This is a genomic window from Rhodococcus sp. NPDC060176 (assembly GCF_042728675.1).
GTDB lineage: Bacteria > Actinomycetota > Actinomycetes > Mycobacteriales > Mycobacteriaceae > Rhodococcus_F.
This window is the reverse complement of the sequence record NZ_JBHWYS010000003.1, coordinates 456,544-481,174: the sequence shown is the minus strand read 5'-3', so window position 1 is coordinate 481,174 and position 24,631 is coordinate 456,544. Positions and strand designations below refer to the sequence as shown.

General features: G+C 63.1%; 9 protein-coding genes, 1 tRNA gene and 1 riboswitch. Of the genes, 6 read left to right on the top strand and 4 right to left on the bottom strand.

All coding sequences use genetic code 11. From position 1 onward, the window contains the following. The first annotated feature begins 9 nt into the window (after positions 1-9). The 5 genes from ACFWEM_RS17125 to ACFWEM_RS17105 all read left to right on the top strand — a co-directional run bounded on the left by ACFWEM_RS17125 (position 10) and on the right by ACFWEM_RS17105 (position 4,324). Positions 10-486, top strand: coding sequence for a hypothetical protein (locus ACFWEM_RS17125; protein ID WP_378535272.1), 477 nt, complete (start codon positions 10-12; stop codon positions 484-486). Next, positions 473-1,747, top strand: coding sequence for a hypothetical protein (locus ACFWEM_RS17120; protein WP_378535270.1), 1,275 nt, complete (start codon positions 473-475; stop codon positions 1,745-1,747). The genes ACFWEM_RS17125 and ACFWEM_RS17120 overlap by 14 nt, the downstream gene beginning before the upstream one ends. Before the next feature lie 46 nt (positions 1,748-1,793). Further along, positions 1,794-1,856, top strand: a riboswitch (guanidine-III (ykkC-III) riboswitch). Positions 1,857-1,870: 14 nt separating this feature from the next. Continuing rightward, the gene (locus ACFWEM_RS17115) at positions 1,871-2,185 is read left to right on the top strand and encodes a multidrug efflux SMR transporter (protein ID WP_230815099.1); all 315 of its coding nucleotides are present in this window, start codon (positions 1,871-1,873) and stop codon (positions 2,183-2,185) included. Positions 2,186-2,232: 47 nt separating this feature from the next. After that, a complete protein-coding gene (locus ACFWEM_RS17110; RefSeq protein ID WP_230814902.1) occupies positions 2,233-3,048 on the top strand; it encodes an ABC transporter in 816 nt (271 codons plus the stop codon). Between the two features lie 478 nt (positions 3,049-3,526). Beyond that, positions 3,527-4,324: an ANTAR domain-containing protein gene (locus ACFWEM_RS17105; RefSeq protein WP_378535268.1), complete on the top strand. Its 798-nt coding sequence runs from the start codon at positions 3,527-3,529 to the stop codon at positions 4,322-4,324. Between the two features lie 128 nt (positions 4,325-4,452). On the opposite strand, the gene ACFWEM_RS17100 is transcribed toward ACFWEM_RS17105, so the two are convergent. Further along, a tRNA-Thr gene (locus tag ACFWEM_RS17100) sits at positions 4,453-4,524 on the bottom strand. Positions 4,525-4,646: 122 nt separating this feature from the next. Here ACFWEM_RS17100 and ACFWEM_RS17095 point away from each other — a divergent pair. Then, complete coding sequence (locus ACFWEM_RS17095; RefSeq protein WP_007734361.1) at positions 4,647-6,074, top strand: threonine/serine exporter ThrE family protein; 1,428 nt, start codon at positions 4,647-4,649, stop codon at positions 6,072-6,074. A gap of 83 nt (positions 6,075-6,157) precedes the next feature. Here ACFWEM_RS17095 and ACFWEM_RS17090 read toward each other — a convergent pair whose 3' ends face one another. From ACFWEM_RS17090 to ACFWEM_RS17080, 3 genes are all read right to left on the bottom strand, one after another. Beyond that, positions 6,158-6,406, bottom strand: a complete 249-nt coding sequence (locus ACFWEM_RS17090; protein WP_003945538.1) for an MbtH family protein — start codon at positions 6,404-6,406, stop codon at positions 6,158-6,160. Then, positions 6,403-7,749, bottom strand: coding sequence for a lysine N(6)-hydroxylase/L-ornithine N(5)-oxygenase family protein (locus tag ACFWEM_RS17085; protein WP_378535266.1), 1,347 nt, complete (start codon positions 7,747-7,749; stop codon positions 6,403-6,405). The genes ACFWEM_RS17090 and ACFWEM_RS17085 overlap by 4 nt, the downstream gene beginning before the upstream one ends. Before the next feature lie 150 nt (positions 7,750-7,899). Beyond that, the gene (locus tag ACFWEM_RS17080; RefSeq protein WP_378535264.1) at positions 7,900-24,591 is read right to left on the bottom strand and encodes an amino acid adenylation domain-containing protein; all 16,692 of its coding nucleotides are present in this window, start codon (positions 24,589-24,591) and stop codon (positions 7,900-7,902) included. Positions 24,592-24,631: the final 40 nt, after the last annotated feature.

The window sequence follows — 24,631 nt, the reverse complement described above, 5'->3', positions numbered from 1 at the left end:
CTGTGGAACATGGAATGCTTGACCTGGCGTATTCCTCTGTTCACCAACAACTCCGATCCCGGCGAGGATCCCGGCTTCGCGGCGCCGGAGTCTTGGGCACAAGCCCTCGCGGCTGTTGCCCAAGATCTGCGTTGCCTGCGATTCGGACCTGAAGTTGTTGTCGATCGTCTGATCTGGGAATTTTCGATAAACAGCGACTACAACGTCACGATCGGCTGGCAAGGCGCACGTGACATCAGCGGATTCAGCTACTTCAACGCACTGTCGATGGATACTGAATTCGCGGACGCTGCGGTGTGGGTCGCCGATATCGTTCAGACCAAATTGGCCGGATACGACTTCGTTCAGTGGCCGAGCCGAGGGCGCCATCTGCTTCTTCCTCGACTTCGAGACGGGGAACCGGTGTGGATGGATCCGCACGGCGATGTGACGATCAGTCGTATCGGCGAGTTGTGCGAAAATTCGACGAATTATGCAGCAACGTAGCCCAGTTCAAATCGCTCAGCTCTACGGTTCGGTGGCGTCCGCGCTGGTCGGCGGTGTGGTGGCCGCGTACGCAGTGGCCGAGTCCCGAGTCGACGACTTCACTTTTTCCGACGACGGCCTCACCTCGGTGGTGATCACGCCGCAGTGGGCGGGAGCAACTGCCGCTGTGGTTGCGGCGGTCGGTGTTGCGCTACTACATCGCTGGGGACGTGGCGGACTCGCGAGTGTCTTCGCTGCAGTTGGCGCCCTCGTCATCGCGCTACCAGCATTCGTCCCTGTCTCCGCCTCGATATCGGTGACCCTGAACGCAATGGGAGCCGGCATTTTCCTCGCGGCGGCGGCATATCCGACGAAGAGTCACCGCGCAGCACAAATTGCTCTCGCGCTCGGGGTGACCGCGACGACCCTGTACTTCGGTGCCGCAGACTTGTGGCGCGATCGCGTCCCCAGGTGGTCGCTCACACTTCCGGGCGATTCCTATCCCGCGCCGTCCACGGTTCCCGTCTGGATCCTGCTCGCTGCAACCCTTCTCGTGGGTGGAGTCGCCGCAGTCGCACGACCGAATCAGGAGCCGGGCGACATCGACACACGCCTGGTGATTTTGGGAGTTGTTCTGCCCCTGGCATTCACGGCTCTCTATGTGACGTTGGGCTCGACGTCGACATCACCTGGGTCCTGGGTGACTGCAGTGGCGATCGCGGTTGCCGTAACGGTGGCGCTGGCTTGGCGCTTGTCGCCACACGACGGCCGTTTCATACTCGCAGGACTGGCAGTCAGCACGGTGTCGGTCAGCACGACCAACTTTTCTTCCGACTGGACTTGGGCGATCCCCGCGGGCGCTGCTGCCCTGGCGCTCGGTGTCGTCGTCGGCTGGAAAAGACCGATGCCCCAACTCGGGCTGGGACTCCTTGGCGTGACCGCACTCTCGGGATTGTCGGACAGCTCCCTGACCACGGTTTCGTACTTCGTTGTCCTGCCGCTCGCGTTGGGATTGGCCGTCACGTCTTGCCTGCCTGTTGCCGTCGGGGCAGTCTCGAGCGGGGCGGTACTGCCCTTCACTCTTACGCTGTTCTCGGTTTCAGTGACCTTCTTGGAGCCGACCGCGCAAGATTTCGGGTGGTCGAACGGTCCGCTCGTCGAACACGGCCCTGTCACGGTGAACACGCCGATTCCTCTGGCCGTTCTCGCTGCAACGGCGACCATCGTGGTGGCCATGGTGGCCATCCATTTGAAGCGGGTTCGACCGGCGGTGGTGACCTAAATCGCCACCTGATCAGGTCGTAGCGCAGAATTCTGTTGCTATGGTTGGTTGGTCAACGACGACATCCGGACGAGCGCACCGTACCCGGCCAGCGAAAAGACGGTGCCTTGGGAGTTGTTCACCATGGCATGGATCGTGCTCGTCATTTCCGGACTATTCGAAGCTGTCTGGGCTACCGCACTCGGCAAGTCCGACGGATTCAGCAAGATGTCCCCCACCGTCGTCTTCATCCTCGGCCTGATCGTCAGTATGGCGGGCCTCGCGTATGCAATGCGCACCCTTCCCATCGGGACTGCGTACGCGGTCTGGGTCGGCATCGGCGCCGCCCTGACCGTCGGATATGCGATGGTCACCGGCGCGGAGTCCACGTCGATCGTCAAGATTCTGCTGATCCTGGGAATCGTCGGTTGTGTCGTCGGCCTGAAGGTCCTTCACTGACCGGCGATCCAGGTGAGTGTTTGTGTGTTACCGGTTACAGTTAACGCATGAAACTGCTGGAGATGCTCACGCTTCCCCTACGTGCGGGCATTGCAGCCGCAGAGATCAGTTTGGGGATCGCCGAGCTGACGGTGACGACAGTTCGTATCGCCGTCAGTAATACCGGTGCCGTGACGGCGGGCGCTGCCACCTTGGCGAGCCCCCGCGGACCCATGCAGATGATCCAGCAGTTGTCATCGCTTACTGCAGACGATCGGCCCATCGGGCAGGCCTTGGCCCCCGGTGGGCCGCTCGACCGGCTGCTCTCACCTGGTGGTCCGGTCGACAAACTGACTGCACCCGACGGCACACTCGAACGACTACTCGCTCCCGGCGGACCACTCGAAAGACTTCTGGCCCCGGGCGGACCGTTGGATCGAGTGCTCGCCGAGAACGGCGCTTTGGAGCGGTTGCTCGCCCCGGACGGACTCCTCGACCGAATGATGGCCGAGGACGGCCCACTGGAACGCCTGACAGCACAGGACGGTGCCGTCGAACGCCTGACTGCCAAGGACGGCGTCATCGATCGCGCACTTGCCGAGAACGGCATCCTCGAAACACTCTTGGCGGAGAACGGTGCCTTCGAACGGCTCATCGCCGAAGGCGGCCCGCTTGACCAGATCGTTGCACTGTCCGACACCTTGACTTCGCTTGCGCCCAACCTCGAGCGTATGAGCGCGAGCATCGAGGTACTTCAGGAAACAGTCGGAATCCTCAGTGCTGCAGTCGGTCCACTCGGAGAACTGGCCGGCAAGCTTCCCAATCGATGGCTCAAGAGCCGAAGCGATCGCCCAGGGCCGGACCTTCCGATCGAATCGGCATAACAAACGGTTACTCGCCGATTACGCGGTCAGTTGTTGATCACGATATTGAGATTGATGATGATTCCGCCGAAAGTCAGGATCGTGTTGGCCAAGCCGACCGTCATTCCACTGTTCAGAGCCGCGATCAGTCCGTTCATCGTCGTATCCCCTTCACTGTCTACGGGTTACGCGTACAAGATTGTGCGCTGGCGCTGACAATAGGCCAAGTTCGCGACCTGCGCGCCATTGCGGAGAAAACTTGTACTTCGGTCGCAGTTTTCACGTTAACTGTTGCAGGACAACATAATTCCGAAGTTGGCGCACTACCCGCTAATGGCCGAATCAAACATCACGATTGGGCATACGTGGCGCGCCCCACATAACCGTCCGGCCCATCAGACACTTGTCCACCGAAACAGAGTGCACAACAGTTAGTCCGGTGCAACAATGAGACGAATCGGACATGCCTGCGACGTGATGGGGAAGGGTGGTTGAGACAATGACGGCGCCGCGCATTGCCAGAGAACACCGCGCCCCTGCCGGGGGCCGAAATTCCGCTGCGCAAGACAGCTTGGACGCTGCCTCGGACGCCTTGCAATCGCTCTACGCACACCTCGATCCACATGCCCAGGCAGAGCAATTCCTCGAACAGGTCTGCAAGCATGCCGTCGACCTCATCGCCGACGCCGACATGGCCGGCATTGCTATCGGGGGTTCGGATTCGACGTTTCGAACCGTAGCCGCCACCCACCAACTTGTTCGTACCGTCGACTCGATCCAATTCCGACTGAATTACGGACCGAGCGTGACGTCATCACGCACCGGCACGGTTGTACGCGCACATGCCAGCGAAGCCCACAGCCGGTGGCCTCAATTCGCAAGCGCGGCAAAGGCAGTCGGCGCCGTCAGCTTCTTGTCGATGCCGCTACCCGGTAGAGATCGCCCGCTCGGAACTCTCAATCTCTACAGCCACGACCTCCGAGGTTTCACCGGAGCCGACGCGGCATTGCTCCAACTCTTCGCCGTCACCTCGGCCTACGCACTGCACAGCTCGCAGCGCCTCGACATGGCCAGAAAGCACGCGATGGACCTCGAGCGTGCACTCGAATCGCGAGGCGTCATCGAACAGGCCAAGGGCATCATCATGGGCACCCACCGCGTCGACGCCGACCGAGCCTTCCGCATCCTCATCCAGGACTCGCAGCGAAGCAACGTCAAACTGCGAGTGATTGCCCAGCAGTACATCGACGGCGCGATCGACCCGCGCCAGGCTTCGAACAAGCCTGAGACCAACTGAACCTGGCAGGCAGCCGAGAGACCTGGCAAACACAGCGTCTCGGCAAACGCAGCACCTGAGCAAACACAGCACCCGAGCAAACACAGAGGCACCCACCACATTCTCGGTGAGTGCCTCTGAGTTTTCGGAGCCTCCTGTCGGGATTGAACCGACGACCTTTCGCTTACAAGGCGAGTGCTCTACCACTGAGCTAAGGAGGCGAAGACCGACGCGTTGCCGCGACTGACTTTGCGGAGCCATCATATCCAAGCCGTCACGGTGGCCGCGCCCGGGTCACGTTAGATAGCGTGGGCCCCATGCGCAACTCCCACTCCGCCCCCTGATGGCGAAATTCACCGAAGTACTCACACGCCTGACGGGAAACCGGCAAGCCACCGTCGACACGGTCACGTCGGCTCCCGCGCCGCTTCAACCGATCGACCTGACAGACGACGCCGTCGTCGCAGAGGTCCTGGACCTCGCGGTTCGGGTAGGCGAAGTCCTCCTCGCATCCGGAACCGCAGCCATGGACACCGCTGAGCAGGTGCAGTTCATCGCCGCCACGTACGGCCTGGCCCAGTGTGACGTCGACGTCACGTACAACTCGATTGTGCTCTCTGCCTATCGCGGCCCCACGCGACCGCCGGCGAGCACGATGCGCATCGTCCACTACCGGTCGATGGACTTCACGCGACTGGCGGCTGTCGACCGTCTGACGCGTCGCATCCGCCGTGAGGCGATCACCCCGGACCAAGCGCACGACGCTCTCACAGCCATCACGACGGCGCCGCACCCGTACAACCGGTGGACCGCGACAATGGCCTGGGCGGCGATGGCGGCTTCGGTCTCCGTCCTGCTCGGGGGCGGGTTCCTCGTTGCCACAGTCGCGTTCTTGACGACGATGGTGATCGACCGCGTCAACCGTGTGCTGAACCGGTTCGGCCTGCCGTTCTTCTTCCAGCAGGTTGTCGGCGGTCTCATCGCGGCTGCGCCCGCTGCCACGCTCTATACATTTCAGGACCAGCTGGGGATCAGTATCCGGCCGTCGTTGGTCATCGCGGCCGGAGTTGTCGTCCTACTGTCCGGGCTGTCGTTGGTGGGCTCGGTCCAGGACGCGATCATGGGTGCACCCATTACAGCTGTCGCGCGGTTCTTCGAAGTGGTGATGATGACGGGCGGCATCATCGCGGGTGTCGCAATCTCACTGCGGATGACCGGAATGTTGGGTTCGACGCTTCCACCGATCAACGTCGAAGTATCGACCATCACCCAGTTGCCGATCCTCATGCTCTCCGGCGCCTGTGCGTCGGTCTTCTATGCACTCGCCTGCTACGCCGAGCGTCGTGCACTCACCGCGGCGTTCCTGGGCGGTGCGGCAGGCAGTGGTGTGTCGATCTTCGTGCAGACACTCGACGTCGGCCCCGTGATCGCGGCCGCGATCGCAGCGACAGTCGTCGGCCTTGCCGGTGGTCTGATGGCTCGCCGCGCCCTGACGCCTCCGCTGGTTGTCGCGGTCGCAGGCATCACTCCGCTGCTCCCCGGTCTTTCGCTGTACCGAGGCCTGTACGCGCTGCTCAACGACCAGGTACTGATCGGGTTGACCGCCTTGCTGTCGGCCTTCGGTATCGGCTGCGCCCTCGCCGCGGGCGTGACGCTCGGCGAATGGGGAGCGCGGACGCTTCGTCGTCCACGAATCCTGATGCGCGTGGACTCGCTACGTCGACCGATGGTCCGCAAGCGAAGGCGTCGAGTTCCCGTCACCGAGAAGTAGGCGTCGTTCAAGCAGAAAGAGCTGGGCACCTGACGGTGCCCAGCTCTTTTCTGTTCACTCGGGGGTTCCGAGCGGTGAGAGAATCAGCTCTCGACTGCGTGCTTTCCGCCGGCAGCCTGATCGGCTTCCATGGCTTCACGCAGGCTCTTCGGACGCATGTCGGTCCAGTTCGCCTCGACGTATTCGAGGCACGCCTTGCGGCTGTCTTCACCGAACACCACGCGCCAGCCGGCGGGGACCTCGGAAAACGTGGGCCACAGCGAGTGCTGGTCCTCGTCGTTCACCAGCACGTAGAAGCGGCCGTCTTCGTCATCGAAAGGGTTAGTGCTCATCTCGCCTCACTCGTTACGTACGTGTCTTGTGCGCCCAGACTAGCAAGCGCACCAGTTCGGTTCTGGTGGCTCAGTACCGACGCCAGAATCTCCCCCGCCCGCACTGCCACGTTCGACAGCAGCGACGACGTCAATCCGTGAGTCTGTTCTGTCCCACCCTGCAGATAGATACCGCCTGTCACGTCCTCCGTTACAGCCAGTCGATAATCCCGACTGACGTTACGCGGAACGGACGAATCCGGCACGAGTTCACCCAACAAATTGTCCAGCGGTGCCGGGGTGAAACCCGTGGCCAGAATGAGTGCGTCGCACGAGAGCGTGTCGGTCAAGCCGTCGAGATTGCTACGAACAGCCAGTTCGATGCCGGATTCGGTCTCCACGGCACTCGTGATCTCCGAGGCCCGACGCATGAACAGCCGCCGCGGCCCGCGAACCATCTCCTGGTACTCGGTGGCATAGAGCTTGTTGATCAGTTCGATGTCGACGACCGAGTAATTGGTACTGCGGTGCAAATCGAGAAGTCGACGTCGTTCCGCGGCGTCGGCGCCGTGCAGTTGGTCGACGGCTTCGGGATCGAAGATGCGATTTGCGTAGGGGCTGTCGTCTGCCGGGCTGTAGCCGTAGCGGGCAAAAACACTGTGGACTTCGGCGTTCGGGTAGTTCGCATGCAGGTAGTCGACGATCTCCGCGGCACTCTGACCGGCGCCGAGAACGACGAACCTGTTGTGCACGGGCTCTGGCATTGCTTCGAGGTGGAAGAGGAACTGGTGATTGTGGAAGCACCGGGACGACGGCGTTGCCCACTCCGGGATCCGCTCTTTCAGTCCGGCGCCGACGACGATGTTGCGCGCGATCACCGTTTCACCGTCGGCCGTGCGAACCGCAAAGCGATCCACCGCGCCGTCGGAGTTCCTGATGCCCTCGACCCCGTCGACGGTCGTACCGAACTGCACGTCCGCGTCGACTCGTCGAGCTGCCCAGCACAGGTAGTCGTTGAACTCGTGGCGCGTGGGAAAGAAGGTCTGGTGGTTGACGAAGTCGACCAGACGCCCCTGCTCGAACAGATACGAGAAGAAGCTGTATCCACTCTGTGGGTTGCGGAACGTCACCAGGTCCTTCGGAAACGCGATCTGCATCGTGGCACCGTCGAGCAGCATCCCGGGATGCCACGCGAACTGAGACTGCTTTTCGAAGAACCGCGCGTTCACCCGATCAACGGCTGCACAATTTGCATTGTGTTCTTCGACAGCGATGGCCAACGCAAGGTTGGCCGGACCGAACCCGACGCCGACGATGTCGACCACGGCGGGTTCGGCGCTGGAGTCTCTCGGTGATTCACTCATTACAGGTAGTCCATCCCCGACGGGACGACCTGGTGCGGCCGCCAATCGATGTCCCGAAGTAAGTAGCAAAGGCTACCCTTAATGAGGTGAGGGTATCAACACTGCGAGCCCCCGTATAGCGGTCCACCCCGCGGAGCGATGCGACGTATGTCATAGTTTCGCCCCCTCGCTCACGTCATCGCCTTCGACGAGCGCCGCAGCCTCGATCACGTCGACCAGCTGACCTGCCCATTCACGGACCGCCCCCGCATCGACGCGGTCGGCACGGAACCCGAGAGTTGCAAAAACAGGCCCTTCGCCGACCGGCTCGTAAAAACTCAACGTCACATCGGCATCGGGCACTCCCACCGGAATCGGTACGAGAGAACCGAAGTCGCCGAGCCCGTCCAAATCGGCCTGTTGGTGATGGATCACCATCACCTGAGGTCTCATGGACGCCGGATTACCCAGTGCCTGCTCGACATACACATATGAGACGTCCTGATTGCTCAGCGCTTCCAGATTGTTTTCCCGGATGCGAGCCAGCAATTCTGCAAACGTCGGACTACCGGACGTATCCGTGCGCAGGAGAACAACATTGAAGAATGATCCGATCATCGGTTCGAGACGGGGATCCGACCTGCCCGCAACCAGTGAACCGATAGGAAGATCGGTACCCGCGCCGGCCTTCGTGAGAACGCTGGCCAGTGCGGCCTGCAGGACCATGAACATACTCGTGCCGGTGCGCGCAGCCAGAGCGTCGATTCTGGCGTGCAGATCCGCGTCGATGTCGACAGCGACCACGTCACCTCGAGGCTCCGAGTCACCTTCCGGCAACGGAAGATTCACACTGGTCGGTATTCCGTCGAGCGCATCCTGCCAGTACGCAAGTTGCTTCGACGCGCGACTGGTGCCATCAGAGGGGTCACCCAACAGCTCGTCGGACCACACGGTGTAGTCGGCGTACGTCAACGCCAACTCGTCCCAGATCGGTTGATCTCCCTGCGACCTGGCCGCATAGGCCGAGACCAGATCTCCCAGCAAGGGCACAACGGACCACTCGTCGACGGCAATGTAGTGCATGACGAGAAGCAGTGTCCGAGAGCCGTCTTCACCGAGCACCAGATGAACCCGCAATGGCGATTGCTCACGCAGATCCATCGGAAGTTGAGCCAGTTCGAACACCACTCGACCCACATCGCCGGCGCCGACATCGACCACATCGACAGTCGGCCGCACCGATTCTCTTGCCACGACGATGCCGTCGACCTCGACGAAGGTTGTCCGCAGTGGTTCGTGCCGCGACGTCACATCGTCCAAGGCGTGCCCGAGAATCTCCGGATCGATCTTCGATTTCAGGGTCAGCGCCAGAGCGTGGCTTGCTTGCGGGTGCTCGCCGGCCGAGCGGAACAACTCCCACTGACGACGTTGCGGCGCAGACAGACCCATCGTCTCCGGACGTTTCACCGCCGGCGCCAGGATCGGACGCCCACCTTCCGAACGCGCAACGACGGCGGCCAACTCCGCAACACTCGGCGCGTCGAATACGTCGCGAATACTGACGTCCACGCCGAACGCTTCGCGAATGCGACCGACCAGTTTCATCGATGCCATCGAATGCCCACCGAGTTCGAAGAAACTGTCGTGGACTCCGACGCTCGGGAGTTGCAGTATCTCCGCGAAGGCAGCCGCGACCGTGGACTCCACCGCCGTGCGAGGAGCAACATCACCCGCCAGCTCCGACCAGTCCGGGGCAGGCAGCGCCTTACGGTCGAGCTTTCCGTTGGGCGTCAGCGGCAGCGGACCGTCAAGGGCGACAACCAAGGTCGGAACCATGTAGTCGGGCAACGACACTGCCGCGAGGTTCCGCACTGCCGTCGTGTCGACGACAACACCGGGTTCCGGTGACACGTACCCGACCAGGCGCGTGATTTCGCCCTGTCGATCCGCGACGACCGTCGCCTGCTTCACCGACGGATGGGCACTGAGTGCTCCTATGATTTCACCCAATTCGATTCGGAAACCACGGATCTTGACCTGATCGTCCACGCGGCCGAGGAAGTCGATGTTCCCGTCCGAGCGCCACCGCGCGCGGTCCCCGGTGCGGTACATGCGATCGCCCGCGCCGAAGGGATCTGCGATGAATCTCTGTGCCGTCAGATCGAATCGGCCCAAGTACCCTCTGGCCAGGCCGCGGCCTGCGATGTACAGCTCGCCGGATACCCCCGGCGGAACCGGACGCAGTTGATCGTCGAGCACGTACGCCTGTTCGTTGGGATCGGGGATTCCGATGGGCACAGCGCCGTTCCAACCGGGCTCCGCCTGCCACAGTGTGTTGTTCACCGTGGCTTCGGTGAGTCCGTACGCGGCAAGCAAATTCAGCCGCTCCGCCCATCGCCCGATCAGCTCCGGCGGCACCGTTTCGGTTCCGACCAACACCGTGCAACCCTGCGGTACTTCGCATCCTGCCGGCAGGGCGGCCAGCAACGAGGGAGGGATGATTGCGTGGGTCACGCGATTGCTCGTCATGAAATCCGTGAGCGCCGGACCGGCAACCCGGGCGTTCTGCGGCACGATCACCAGGGTGCTGCTCGTGCACAAAGCCATGGCCAACTCGAATACCGCAACGTCGAAGCCGACCGAAGCGAACTGCATCACCACCGAACCCGGTATCAGTCGCATCCGAACCTCGGCTGTGGCAACAAGGCTCGGGATACCGTCATGGGACAGGACAGCTCCCTTCGGCTTGCCGGTCGATCCCGAGGTGTAGATGACGTACGCCGCGTGGCTGACGCCGACTGGTGGCCTGGGGGTCTCGACGATCACTGCCTCGTCCAGTTCCCTCCGGATCAACGTATCGTCCAGGAGGATTCGCTCGACACCGACCACATCGTCGATTCGAGAACTCTCCTCGGAGGTGGACAGCAGTATCGAGGCGCGGGAATCGGTGAGCATGTACGTGATGCGCTCGCTCGGGTGACTCAAGGCCAAGGGAAGATACGCTGCCCCCAGCTTCAGCACGGCGAGGACCGACGCGACCATCTCCACCGAGCGCGGGACGGCAAGTCCCACCACGTCTTCGACCGACACTCCGTGCCGATACAGCAGACCGGCTATCCGGTCACACTGCTCGGAGAGCTCGCGGTAGGTGACTTGCCCCGCCTCGTCGCGCACGGCGATCGCCTCGGGTGTAGCAGCGACCCCACGCGCAAAAGCGTCGTAGAACGTCTCTTCCGGCACGTCGACGGCGGTGTCGTTGAACGAGGTGACAACCTGTTCGAGTTCGCCTGGCAAGAAGATGTCGATGTCACCGATCTCGATGTCGGCCGATTCCACGACTGCCGCGAGCACCGATTCCAATCGATTCGAAATTCGCTGTGCGGTTTCGCGATCGAAGAGGTCGCTGCCGTATTCGAGCCGGATATCGATGCAGCCTTCGTCTCCGAGATACTCGGTGAAGTTGAAGACCAGATCGAACTTGGCCGTGTACTCCTCGAGTTCGAACGGATCCCCGCCCATCTCCTCGCGGCTGTGATAGCCGACCATGACCTGGAACAGCGGGTTGCGTGCCAAAGTACGCGACGGGTTAAGACGCTCCACCACAGTTTCGAACGGAACGTCGGCGTTTGCGAAGGCCTCGAGATCTCCCTCGCGAACACGATCCACCAACTCCCGGAACGTCGGGTTACCCGACGTATCCGTGCGAAGCACAATGGTATTGACGAAGAAGCCGACGAGTTCGTCGAGCCCCTGTTCACTACGTCCGGCCACGGGAGCCCCGAGCGGAAGGTCTTCTCCCGCTCCGAGCGCGGTCAGCAACGCCGCCGACGCCGCGTGCAGGACCATGAACATCGAACTCTGGCTCTCGCGGGCCAGATCTCGCAGTGCAGCGGTGATGTCTACGCCTAACCGTGTCACCACTGCACCACCGGAGAAACTCGGTCTTGCCGGTCGGCTCCGGTCGGCGGGGAGCAGCAGTTCTTCCGGGGCTCCGTCCAAACTTTTCGCCCAGAAGTCCAACTGCGTACTCAGGACGCTCGACGGATCGTCGGCGCTGCCCAGCAATTCCCGTTGCCACAGGGTGTAATCCGCGTACTGAACGGGAAGCGGTTCGAAAGCTGGTTCTTCGCCCTGAATTCGAGAGGAGTAGGCAGACATCAGATCCCGAAGGAACGGGCGATCGGACCATTCGTCGGTGGTGATGTGATGCAGGACGATCACGACGACTACGGCATCGTCTACCCGGATCAGGCGTGCGCGGATCGGAATCTCGTTCGACAGGTCGAACGGACGACCCACTACCACTGCAACTTCGCCGGCGATGTCGGATTCCGCTGAAGGAACTGTCTCGAGATGAACTGTCTCGACCGGAACCGTCGCCGATTGGAGAATGATCTGTTCCGGTGTTCCGTCCACCAACCGGAACACCGTACGCAACGACTCGTGTCGTTCCACGACGTCATCGAGCGCCGCCGCGAAGACATCCGCGTCCAGAGTGCCGTCCAGGCGGAGCACGATCGGGAAGTTGTAGGCCGCGGAGTTCTCCTCCATCTGTCCGATCAGCCACAATCTCTGTTGAGCGGCAGAAAGAGGAAGGTGATCCGGTCGAGGCTTCGCCACCAGCACCGGTCGCGTCGATCCCTGCTCGGCCACAATACGTTCCGCGAGTTCCGCGACAGTCGGCGCTTCGAAGAGATCACGCATGGTCAGACTGTTGGGAATGGCGATCCGCGTCCGACTGATCAGTTTGGTGGCCAGAAGCGAGTGGCCACCGAGGTCGAAGAAGTTGTCGTCGACACCGATACTGTCCACGTCCAGCACGTCCGAGAAGAGTTCGCACAGGACCTCTTCCGTGTGGTTCCGGGGCGCGATCGCTGTCCCACTCCGCTCCCCCAGCACCGAATCGGCCGTGGGCAGCGCCTTGACGTCGAGCTTTCCGTTGACGGTCATCGGTAGTGTCTCCACTTCGATCACCACAGCCGGAACCATGTAGTCGGGTAGGAGAACTCGTGCTCGCGCACGGTAATCGTGCGCGACGCCCAGGCGCACCGGTGTCACGTAACCGACGAGCCTCTTGACTCCACCCGCCCCGACGTCGACCACCACCGCTGCTTGACGCACGTGTTCGTCGGATTCGAGAACGGAGACGATTTCGCTCGGCTCGATCCGATGACCTCGGATCTTCACCTGGTCGTCGGTGCGGCCGAGGAAGTCCAGGTTGCCGTCACCGCGTCGCCGCACCAGATCGCCCGTGCGGTACATACGTTCTCCGGTCCCGGCAGGATCGGCGACGAAGCGCTCGCACGTCAGCGCGAAGCGTCCGAGGTAGCCGCGAGCCAAACCAGCTCCGGCAATGTACAGTTCGCCGGCAACTCCATCGGGAACCGGACGCAGCCAGCCGTCGAGAATGTGCGCGGTCGTGTTCCAGATCGGCTTGCCGACGGTCGGGGTGTCACTGTCGGACGTTCCGCCGCCGAGGGTGTTGATCGTGTATTCCGTCGGTCCGTAGAGGTTGTAACCCACGGTTCCTTCGGTGTCGCGCAGCTTGTTCCACACCGAATCCGGAACGGCTTCGCCCCCGAGCAGGACAAGCGGCGGACGGTGTTGTCCCACACCGTCGTCGAGAAGTCCGCTCTCGATCAGGTGCGTCGCGTAGGTCGGCGTCACGTTGACGACGTCGATGTCCTGTGCGTCGCAGTACGCAACCAACGCCTCGGCGTCACGACGCAGATCCTCGTCGCAGATGTGCACCTCGTGGCCTTCCACGAGCCACAGCAGTTCCTCCCACGACATGTCGAAGGCGAAGGACACGGTGTGCGCGATCCGCAGGCGTCGGCCCGCCGCGGCGATCACCGGTTCGAAGATCGCTTCGCGGTGGTTGAACTGCATGTTCGTCAGGCCGCGGTAACCGGTGACTACGCCCTTGGGCTTGCCGGTCGAACCGGAGGTGTAGATGACGTACGCGGGGTGGTCGAGTCGATGCGGTGTCCCCGGGGCGAAAGCTCCGAGTTCCGACGCGGAGAGCGCCCGCGCCGAGATCGTCAGTCTCCTTGCCGCTGTGTCCGGCTCGTCGATCACGATAGTGCGGACGTCCGCTCCTTCGAACTTCGGTGCGGCGGCAACGGTGGTCAGCAACACGACAGGATGCGCGTCGTCGATCATCACGGCCAACCGCTCGGCGGGGTGGTCGAGTTCGAGGGGCAGGTAGGCGGCACCGGTCCGCAATACGGCGAAGAGGGCGACGACCATGTCCACCGACCGTGGTAGACCGAGAGCCACGATCTTTTCCGGGCCGGCACCGCAGTTGATCAGCAACCGCGCCATCCGGTTGATCTCGCCGTCGAGATCGGCGTAGGTCATCCGGCGCTTCCCGAACACGAGTGCAGTGTCGTTCGGTTGCGCCGACGCCACCTCTTCGAACAGGTCGGCAATGGTGCGCTCCGGCAACTCTCGGCTCTGCGTTTGCTGCGCCACTGCGGGAACCAATGTCGCAACGACCGAACCTGTCATGTCCTGCGACCAACTGTGCAACAGTTCGACGAAGTGACCCAGTAGGTCCTCGGCTCGACGCGCGGTCACCAGATGCGGATGGAACTCGAACTTGACGTTGACGGCGATGCCCGGTGTGACCACGACGGTCAGCGGATAGTGCGTGTGATCGATGCTGTCGCTGCCACTGACGTCGTGGGCGGCATTGAGAGCGTCTACTTGCTTCTCGTCCACGAAGTTCTGCAGGACTATCAGCACGTCGAACAGTTGACGATGCTCGGTGACACGTTGGATCGATGCCAAGCCGAGGTAGTCGTACGGCATCAGCGAGAGACGATCCGCCTGCGTGCGGCGAAGAAGTCCCTCGACGCTCTCGTTCGGATTCAATTGCAGCCGAACGGGAACCGTGTTGAGGAACATTCCCACCACGGTGTCGATTCCCGGCACCTCGGGTGGCCTTCCGGCAACGGTGGAGCCGAAGACGACGTCCTGTCGACCGGTGGCCGACGCCAGCACCAGGGCCAGCGCTGCGTTCAGTACCGTGTTGAACGTGACGCCGGACGCGGCAGCGCGCTCACGCAATGCACGCGAAAGGGCTTCCGACAGAACCACATCACGGCGATCCGGAAGCTGACGTTCGGCACCCGGCGCCGGCTCGGCAACAAGCGTCGGCTCTTCGAGTCCCGCCAGCGCTCCGCGCCACGCCTCGTCGGCGGCCGCTCCGTCGCGGCCGGCCAACCAGGCGAGGTAGGTCTCGAACGACCCCTCGGGCTCGCCGAAGGTGCTGTCGTCGCCGCCGGTATCGTAAAGCGCCAGAAGCTGGCTGACGACAAGGCCGTTGGACCAGCCGTCCCACAGCAGGAACTGCCTGTTGATCACCAGGCGATCGTGTCCACCCGGCAGATGCAGCACGCTCATACGCCACAGCGGCGGCGCGGTCAGGTCGAATGGAGTCACTCTGTCTTGGGCAGCAATGCCGTCGGCGCGCTCACGAGCAGTCGAGTCGTCCAGTTCGCGGAGATCGTGGACGGCAACCGGAACGTCGAGTCCCGCGCTGAAGAACTGCACCGGCTCGTTCAGACCTTCGCTCACGAATCCCGCACGCAGGGTGGGACTTCGTCGTTGAAGTGTCCGGGCGGCCGCAGCCAATCTGTCTACGTCGAGCGTGTGCCCGAAGTCCATCGAGAACTGTGCAGTGTAGATGTCCCCGCCAGCGCTGTCACCGCTGTCTGAGTATCCGGCCTGGAAGTACAGGCCCTCCTGCAAGGGCGAGAGCGGGAGGATGCTGCTGACACCTGTCGGGCTCGCGTCGGCTATCGCGTCGATCTCGGCCTGACTCAGGTCCAGCAACGCCACATCGGACGGAGTCAGGATGGGAGGCCCGTCGTGCTCCGCAGCCGCGACTGACAGATCACCGAGCGCGGAAACCCAACCGTCGGACAGTGCCCGCGCGTCGTCCTCCGACAAATCTTCACTTGCCCAGGCAAAGTCGGCGCGAAGCTCCGAATCCACACTGACGACGTTGACGATCAGCCGGTACGGCCCTCCCATGTCCGCGTCGGGATCGGTGGACATGGCTTCGGATTCGGCTGCCAGGGACCATGCGGTCGATCCAGCAGCAGCCGAACGTCCGAGATAGTTGAACAGGATCTGAGATTCCGGTCGCCCCGCCAGTGTCGGTGCCGTGCGTGCGTTCACGTACCGCAACATCCCGTAGCCGATGCCGCCGTCCGGTGCACTGCGCAGGCTCTCCTTCACCTCGCGCAGTGTGGCTACCGGGTCGGTTCCGGCGTGCAGTCGCGTGGGCGCGATAGTGGTGAACCAGCCGACTGTTCGCGACAGATCGGTTCCCGGTACCAATTCCTCGCGGCCGTGCCTTTCGAGATCGACCAGAAGTTCACGCTCGCTACGACCGGTGGAACGACGCCAGCGATCGACGGACATCGTCAGTGCTGCCAGCAGAACGTCCGTTCCCTCCGCACCCACCAGTGCCGCAACCGATCCAAGTGCCGCCTCGGAGATTGCTCCGTCCACCGTGACCGTGCGCCTCGAGCCTCCGGATACAACGGCATAGCCCTCGACACCGGGAATCAACTGCGCGCCCGGAGCGGTCACCGTCAGCCAGTGATCGAATTCGGCAAATCGATGAGCCGAGTGGGCGTGTTCGGCCACCGTGCGGGAGAAAGTGCGCAGCGAAGTTCCGACACCATCGAGTGCGGCGGGCTCTCCGGCCTCGACCGCCACCCAGGCCATCGCCAGGTCCTCGAGCAGGGTTCCCCAGGACACCCCGTCCACGACCAGGTGATGCGCAACGATGGCGAGCCGCCCGAGATTCTCGGCACCACAATCGAACCAGACCACCGAGATCATCCGCCCAGCAGACGGGTCCAATCGACCGGTCGCTGTTTCGGAGTGCTCGGCGACGAGTGTTCGCAACTCGGCGTCGCCCAGTCCCCGCGCGTCGACTCGTTCGAGTACGTCCGCTGCCCGGACGCTGCCGGGTTCCTGCACCCGCGCCGACCACATTCCGCGGCCGTGTCGGATCAAGGTTTGCCGAAGTCCGTCGTGGTGATCGAGTACGGCCTGCAACGCGCCGGTGATCGATTCGAGAGATGTTGCCGGAGAATGGATCAGAACTGCCTGATTGAAGCGATCGGTATTACCCGCCCATTCGGACAAGCGGTGGACTACCGGCAGAGGAACCAGATCGCCCACGCCGATATCGGCCGTAACGGTAGTAGCCGAGGTGACAACATCACCCACTGCTGCGGCGATCGCAGCGGGAGTACGCAATTCGAAGATCTGACGCGGGGTCAGTACTACCGAATCCCGACGGGCCAGGTTGACCAGTCGGATCGCCAGGATACTGTCGCCGCCGAGAGTGAAGAAGTCGTCGCGCACCCCGACTCGGGGCAGTCCGAGAACCGTCGCGAAATGCCCGGCGAGGAGGTCTGCAACACCCGAGGAGACACCTCCCGCCGTTTCGCCCACCTGTGCCGCGAAATCCGGTGCAGGCAGTGCCCTCCGGTCGAGCTTGCCGCTCGGACTCAGCGGCAGTGACTCGAGCCGCACGAAGGCGCTGGGCACCATGAACTCCGGAAGCACCGACAACAACTGCCCTCGCACCGCAGCTTCGTCAACGTCTCCGACCAGGTAGGCAACCACCTGTGCGCGGTTACTCGGACCGTCGGAGCGGACGATCACGGCACTTGCCGCGACTCCGGGGCACAGCGCCAACTGAGCTTCGATTTCACCGAGTTCGATGCGGAATCCACGAACCTTCACCTGCTCGTCGACGCGGCCGAGGTACTCGAGAACTTCGTCGGCATTCCAACGCACGATGTCACCGGTCCGGTACAGCCGCGAGCCTGCATGTCCGTACGGGTTCGCCACAAATCTCTCGGAGGTCAATCCCCCACGTCCGTGGTAGCCACGCGCCAGTTGTGACCCTGCCAGATACAGCTCACCGGTGGCACCGGCTGGAACGTTCTGAAGATACGGATCGAGAACGAACAGTCCTGTGTTGGCGGCGGGTGCGCCGATCGGGACGCTGACGGCGTCGGCCGGAGTGTCCTGCACCGACGGCTGCCAACTGACGTCGACGGCAGCTTCGGTGGGGCCGTACAGGTTGTCCACCAGAGCATTCGGCAGGATGTCCGCGACCTTGCGTGCAACGTGAACGGGCAGTGCCTCACCGCTGCAGTTGACGATTTCGAGGGAAGTGCACAGTGCCGCTTTCGGCTCCGCGAGAAACACTTCGAGCATCGACGGAACAAAGTGCACTCGGGTCACGGACTGTTCGACGATGACGTCGGCCAGGTAGCCCGGGTCCTTGTGCCCGTCCGGCTCGGCCATCACCAGGGTTGCCCCCACCAGGAACGGCCAGAAGAATTCGGGGACGGAGACGTCGAAACTCGACGGGGTCTTCTGCAGCATCCGGTCAGCGGCGTCCATCGGACGTATCTGCTGCGCCCAGAGCAATCGGTTGACTACCCCCTCGTGGGTGACCACAACACCTTTGGGGCGACCGGTCGAACCCGAGGTGTAGATCATGTACGCGGCATCCGCGGGCGATCCCGGAACACTCAGCGGATCGGCGGGGAACTGCGCGGACTCCGATACCGTCACCCGCGGAACCGAACCCGAATCGAGTGAAGAATCCTCCGACACCACGACGCACACCGGATCGGCGTCACCCAGCATGTACGTCAGCCGCTCCGCCGGATAGCCGGTGTCGAGGGGAACGTATGCTCCCCCGGCCTTTCCGATGCCGAGTATCGCGACCATCAGCTCGATCGAGCGCGGCAAGGCAACGGCCACCAACGATTCGCGTCCGACGCCCCGTTCGCGCAGCAGGTGCGCAAAACGATCGGCGCGAGAGTGAAGTTCGGTGTAGGTCAACACCTCGTCGCGGAAGATCACCGCGGTGGCTTCGGGCGCGCGCTCAGCTTGATCCCGCAGCAGCTCGGTCAGCGTTGCACGCGGCTGGTCCAAGACCGTGCCGACACTCCCCGGCTGGGCGGGTGCCAGCGCGATCCGGCCGATCACCTGTTCCAGATCGCGGGAAAGCTCTGTGAGCACGACTGCGAGAGCTTCGGCCAGCGCCTTCGCGGCGTTGCCGTCCACCTGAGCGGCGTCGTACTTCAGCTCCAACGCCAACCGATCGCCGGGGACGACGATCAGCGTCAGTGGGTAGGCTGGTCGCTCGTCGAATCGAATTCCCGTCAGTCGCACCGAATCCGTCGGATCAGCGATTGCCGTGTCACCGAGGGGATAGTTCTCGAACACGACCAGTGATTCGAAGTTCTGCTCCAGTCCGCCGGTCCGGCGCAGTTCGGGTAGCCCCACGTACTGATGGTCCAGTAGTTCCGATTGTTCTTCCTGCCAGCGAGAAAGTGCTCGCGAGGCAGGCTCTGCCGGGTCGAAGCGCAATCGGGCCGGCACTGTGTTGATGAACAGGCCCACCATGGTCTCGATACCGGGTAGGTCGCCGCCGCGCCCCGATACGGTCGAGCCGAACAACACGTCCGTTCGGCCGGCCATTCGGCCGAGCACCAATCCCCAGGCGCCATGCACCAGTGTGCTCAGCGTCAGTCCGTGTGAGCGTCCGTTGGTCGCCAGAGCGCGCGTGTCACTGTCGGTCAGTTCGACTCGCGCAGCGTGGATCCCGCTGCTGCCGGCACTCGGGGCGGGCAGTTCGACGGCGGGACCGGGAGAGTTCAGTGCCTTCTTCCACACTGCTGCCGAAGCCTCGTGATCGTGACCGGCCAGCCATTCGAGATAGCTGCGGTACCGCGCCGGCGCCGGGAACACGACGCGGGAATCGCCGACGCTGTACGACGCCATCAGTTCCCGCAGCATCACCGGGACCGACCATCCATCTGCAACCGCGTGGTGAATCGACTGCAGCAGAAGATATTTCTCCGAAGCTGCACGGACAAGCGTGTAACGGACGAGTGGCGGTTGCGCGAGGTCGAACCCACGCGCACGGTCGGCGGAGAGCAGTTCATCGACATCGGCGCCGGCCACCTCGACTACCGCCATCTCCACGACAGCGCTCGGATGCACCACCTGCACCACCCGGCCGTCACCCAGGACCGAGAATCCGGTGCGCAGCGCCTCATGCCGATCGACGACGGATTGAAGCGCACGGTGCAGCGCCGCACTGTCCACGGCGCCGGTCAGCTCCACAACCTGTTGCACGACATACTGATCCGCCCCCGGATCGGCAAACGCCGAATGGAAGTAGATCCCTTCCTGCAGCGGAGTGAGTGGGAGAATCTCTTCAGCCTTCGGCAACTCGTCCACATCTGCCTGAGCGAGCGCCACCAGAGGGTAGTCCGAGGGTGTGGCTCCGCCGAAGGCTGCGAGCCCGGACACGGCCTTGAGCGAGTCCAGCCACAGCCGCGCAAACCTGTCGATGTCGCTGCGCAGGAAGATGTTCGACGCCCAGGTCAGAGTGGCTCGCAGGCGTGGTCCACCGGCGGCGTCCTCGGCTACGACGTCGACAGACAACGCGTGTCCCAGCGGCATGGACGGATCGGCAGCGCCGTCCATCGACACCGGGAACCAGTCCCCTTTCGCCGCGGCCGTGCGTCCCAGATAGTTGAGCACCACCTCGGGCGCCGCGAAACTACGCAACTGATCCGAGCCGCCGAGGTATCGCAATGCTCCGTACCCGAAGCCGGCGTTCGGAACCCGTCGAAGTTGCTCCTTGACGCTCTTGAGAACCCCCGCCAGATCGTCGGTCGCGTCGAGATCCGGAGCGGCTGTGCCGATCTCGAGCGCAACCGGGAACACCGTGGTGAACCATCCGACAGTTCGTGTCAGGTCCACGTGCGCAGCGCTGTCGCCGCGAACGATGTCTTCGTCGCGTCCGTGCCCCTCCAGGTCGATCGTCACCGATCCGGCCCCGCTCCAACGGGTCAGCGCCACGGCAAGTGCGGTGACCAGCACTTCGCTCACATCGGCCCCGAACGCCCGTGGGACACTGCCCAACAGCTGTTCTGCAAATTCTGGAGGTAGGGTGATCGACCGCGCCGAAGCGGTGCGCGCGATGTCGATCGCCGGGTCGAGTGCCCGACGCCCGAGACGCGACTGTTGTGCGGCCGTCACCGAGTCCCAGAATTCGATCTCGGTGTCCAGTCGCCCTGCTCCGACCGCTTCTGAAACGAGTTCGCCGTATCTCCTCACCGATGTGCCGACCGGAGCAAGTTCGGGTTCGTCGCCATTCATCGCTGCGATGCCGGCGCGCGCGAGGTCCTCGAGAATGATGCGCCAGGAGACTCCGTCGACCACTGCGTGGTGGATGACCAGCAACAGTCGTCCGGGACCGGTCACGGTGCGGAACAGAACAGCACTGACCATCGTGCCGGCGGCCGGATTCAGACGACCGACGGCTCGCTCGGTCTCGGCGAGGATCAACGGTCCGCATTCTTCCAGAGGTGCCGGTAGTGCACAGGTCTCGAAGACCACAGCCTCTTCGTTTGTCTCCGGAACAAGCAGCGTTCCTTCGGAAGTCAACGTCGCACGAAGTGCATCGTGGCGCGCCACCAGGGCGTCGAGCGCCGCCTGGACATGCTCGGATGTCAAGGCTGACGGGGTCTGAATCAGCGCACGCTGGTGGAAGGTTCGCAGTGCATCCGACACTCCGAGAACCCTGGCGGCAATCGGCGTCGTGGCTACGTGGCCGATCGGCTGGTCCCCGTGGTCGACGATCTCAGCCGTTCGGCCGGACTGGGCACGCGCCATGGCCTCTGCGGTGCGCAGTTGGAACACCTCGCGTGGACTGATCGACAAACCGGCCGCACGAGCCGCGGTGACGAGCGAGATCGCGACGATGCTGTCGCCGCCCAGCGCAAAGAAGTCGTCGGTCACGCCGACCGACTCGAGTCCGACTGCCGACGCGATCAACGTGCAGAATTGTTGTTCTACTTCGTTTCTCGCGGCGACATGCGCACTCAGTTCGGCGAGATCGGGCTCGGGAAGTGCGCGGCGGTCGAGTTTGCCGTTGGCCGTGAGCGGAAACTCGTCGAGGACAGTCACGGTGGTCGGGACCATGTAGTCGGGCAGCTTGCTCGCCGCCCACTCGCGAATGTCCCGTGAGTCGATTGCGAGGTTGGCCCCCGACGCTGCACTCACGTAGGCGGCGAGATACTTTGCGCCTGTGGGTGCTTGACGCACCAGAACTGCCACGTGACGCACTTGGGGGTGCGAGATCACGGCGGCTTCGACATCCTCGAGTTCGAGACGCATGCCACGGATCTTCACCTGATTGTCCGTGCGTCCGAGGAAGTCGAGGGTGCCGTCCGCGGTCCATCGGGCCAAGTCACCGGTGCGATACATCCGGGATCCGGCCAGATCACCGGAAACAAAGGGATCCGCGACAAAACGAGACGCGGTCAATGCCGACGCACCTACGTATCCGCGGCCCAGCAGGAAGCCCGCCGCATAGAGTTCGCCGCCGGTGCCGACCGGAACCGGTTGCAGGTCGCCGTCCAATACGTACAGGCGAGTGTTGGGGTTCGGGCGCCCGATGGATGTGGCGATTCGTTCCGCGTCCTCGCGGTAGATCACATGGGAGACACCGATGGTCGCTTCCGCCGGCCCGTAGCCGTGATACAGCGTCGTGGACAGTTGGGTGCGGAACCGATCGAAGAGTTCAGGCGTGAGAACCTCACCGCCGCACCACACGTGCTTCAACGAATCGAGCTGATCAGTCCCGTTCGCCAGGTCCAGAAGGATGTCGAGCATCGACGAAACCAGGTAGACGAAGGTGACCGATTCTCCGGCGATCAGGTCGAGCAGGTATTGCGGGTCGCGCTCCCCCTCGGGCTTCGCGATCACCAATCGACCGCCGGATACGAGCGGGAGCAGGATCTCGTTGATCGAGATGTCGAACGAGAGTGGAGCTTTGAACAGAGAGGCATCGCCGGACCCGAACCCGAGAATCCGCTCCCGCTGCCACAGCAACCTTGCACAGATTGCCTCGTGGCGGATCATGGCGCCCTTCGGACGACCGGTCGAACCGGACGTGAAGATGACATACGCCAGTTGGGCACCGTGAATACGGACGTCGGGGGTCATGACCTCGGACAGGCGCCAAGGGCCGTCCTCGTACGCCCATGCGGAGAGATCGACCGGAACGGAGTCGTCTGCACCGTCGGAGGTCAGCACCAGTGTGGCACCGGCATCGGCGAGCACTGATTCGCGGCGCTCTGCGGGCCACGACGGATCCAGCGGCACGAAAGCGCCACCGGCGCACATGGCGGCCAACAACCCCACCACCATCTCGGCGGATCTCGGAAGCCCGATTGCCACGACGGTTTCGGACGCAGCACCGCGAGAGATCAAGTGTGCGGCGAGCTGCGATACCCGAGATTCGAGTTCGCCGTAGGTCAGCCGGACGTTGCCGTCGACCACGGCGACAGCGCCCCGATCGGCAGAGAAGCTGCTACGCAACAAATCCGGCACCGTCGTGACAGGCTGCGGCTCTGCAGTGTCGTTCCACCCGTGGAGCACGAGTTCACGCTCGGCCGGCGCCATGGGGTCGAGTGCCGAGATCGGAAGCTGCGGCTCGGCTACGAACCGATCGAGGAACTGTTCGATTCTGGCGGTGTGATCAGCCAGTTCGCGGTCGAATCCGAACGGTGCGCGGACGTCGATTTCGATCGGTTCCCCGTCCTGTCCGCCGCGCACACTCAGATCCAGGTCGCCGACCCGCCCGGTTACCGAATTACGCACGTGCACCGGGCAACCGCCGAAGGTGAGAGTGTGCTCGAACATCATCGAGTTTATGCCGGGGCCGAAGACCTGACGGTCGGGATCGATCGCCCGAATGTCGCGAGCGAGATCCTCGCCCCGGTACCGCCCGTGTTTGAGAATCGAGATCAGGGCGGTGTCGAGACGAGTTGCCAACTGGCCGATGGTTTCCGAGCGCTCGACTCGAATACTCAGCGGCAGAATCGTCGACGCCATCGAGGGGGTGCGACGCATGTCGCGGCCCACCCGAGCGGCCATCGGAACCGAGACGACAACGTCGTGCTGTCCGGTGGTGCGTGCAAAGTACGCGATCAGCGCGGCCATAGGCAGGCGAGTTCGTCGAATCCCGGCGTCGGCCGCATAGCGATAGAGCTGCGCTGCGCGATCGGCATCGAGCGTGAGCATCGCCGAGATCGGCGGCAGCGAATCATCCACCTGCCCATGCAGAATCCGCGTCGCTTCCGGTCCTGTTTCAACACGCTCCACCCAGTACTGACGGTCGAGCAGGAACCGTGGAGAGTTTCGGTATTCCAGATCGGCTGCAACCACCGCATCGAGTGCCCACAGCGGGGCAGAAGTCTCGAGATTCGGATCGTCGTATCGTTCGGCGACGTCGGCGACGATGAGCGAGATTCCATACCCGTCGACCACGCTGTGGTGATAGCGCTGGTGCCAGATGACTCGGTCGTCGGCGGTCAGCAGAAGTACCTGGCGGAAAAGCAGATCGTCCGGACCGAAGACCCGAGCCATGTCGGTGTCCATCCACAATTGCGCAGCCGAATCGGGATCCGGCTCGCCCCGAACGTCGAGTACTTCCACGTCCCAGTGCGCCTCCGGTATCGGCACCTGAATCAGCCGGTTGTCGGTATCCACCTGGAAGTGCACGAACAGCGCTTCGACGCGGCCGACGGTGGCCTTGATCGCCGCTGCCGCACGCTCGACGTCGATCGTCCCGTCGACCTCGACGACCAGTCCGATGTTGTAGACCGGGCTGCTCGGATCGACGTTCTGAGCAACCCACACCTCACGCTGAGCGGCCGTCGCCGGGAGCGCTGCGTCCAGATGGCCACCGCCCGATACAGCCGGGTGAGCTACCTGAGAGTGGTCAGACATCGAGAATCCGATCATCGTCGTTCATGCTCATCGAACGACG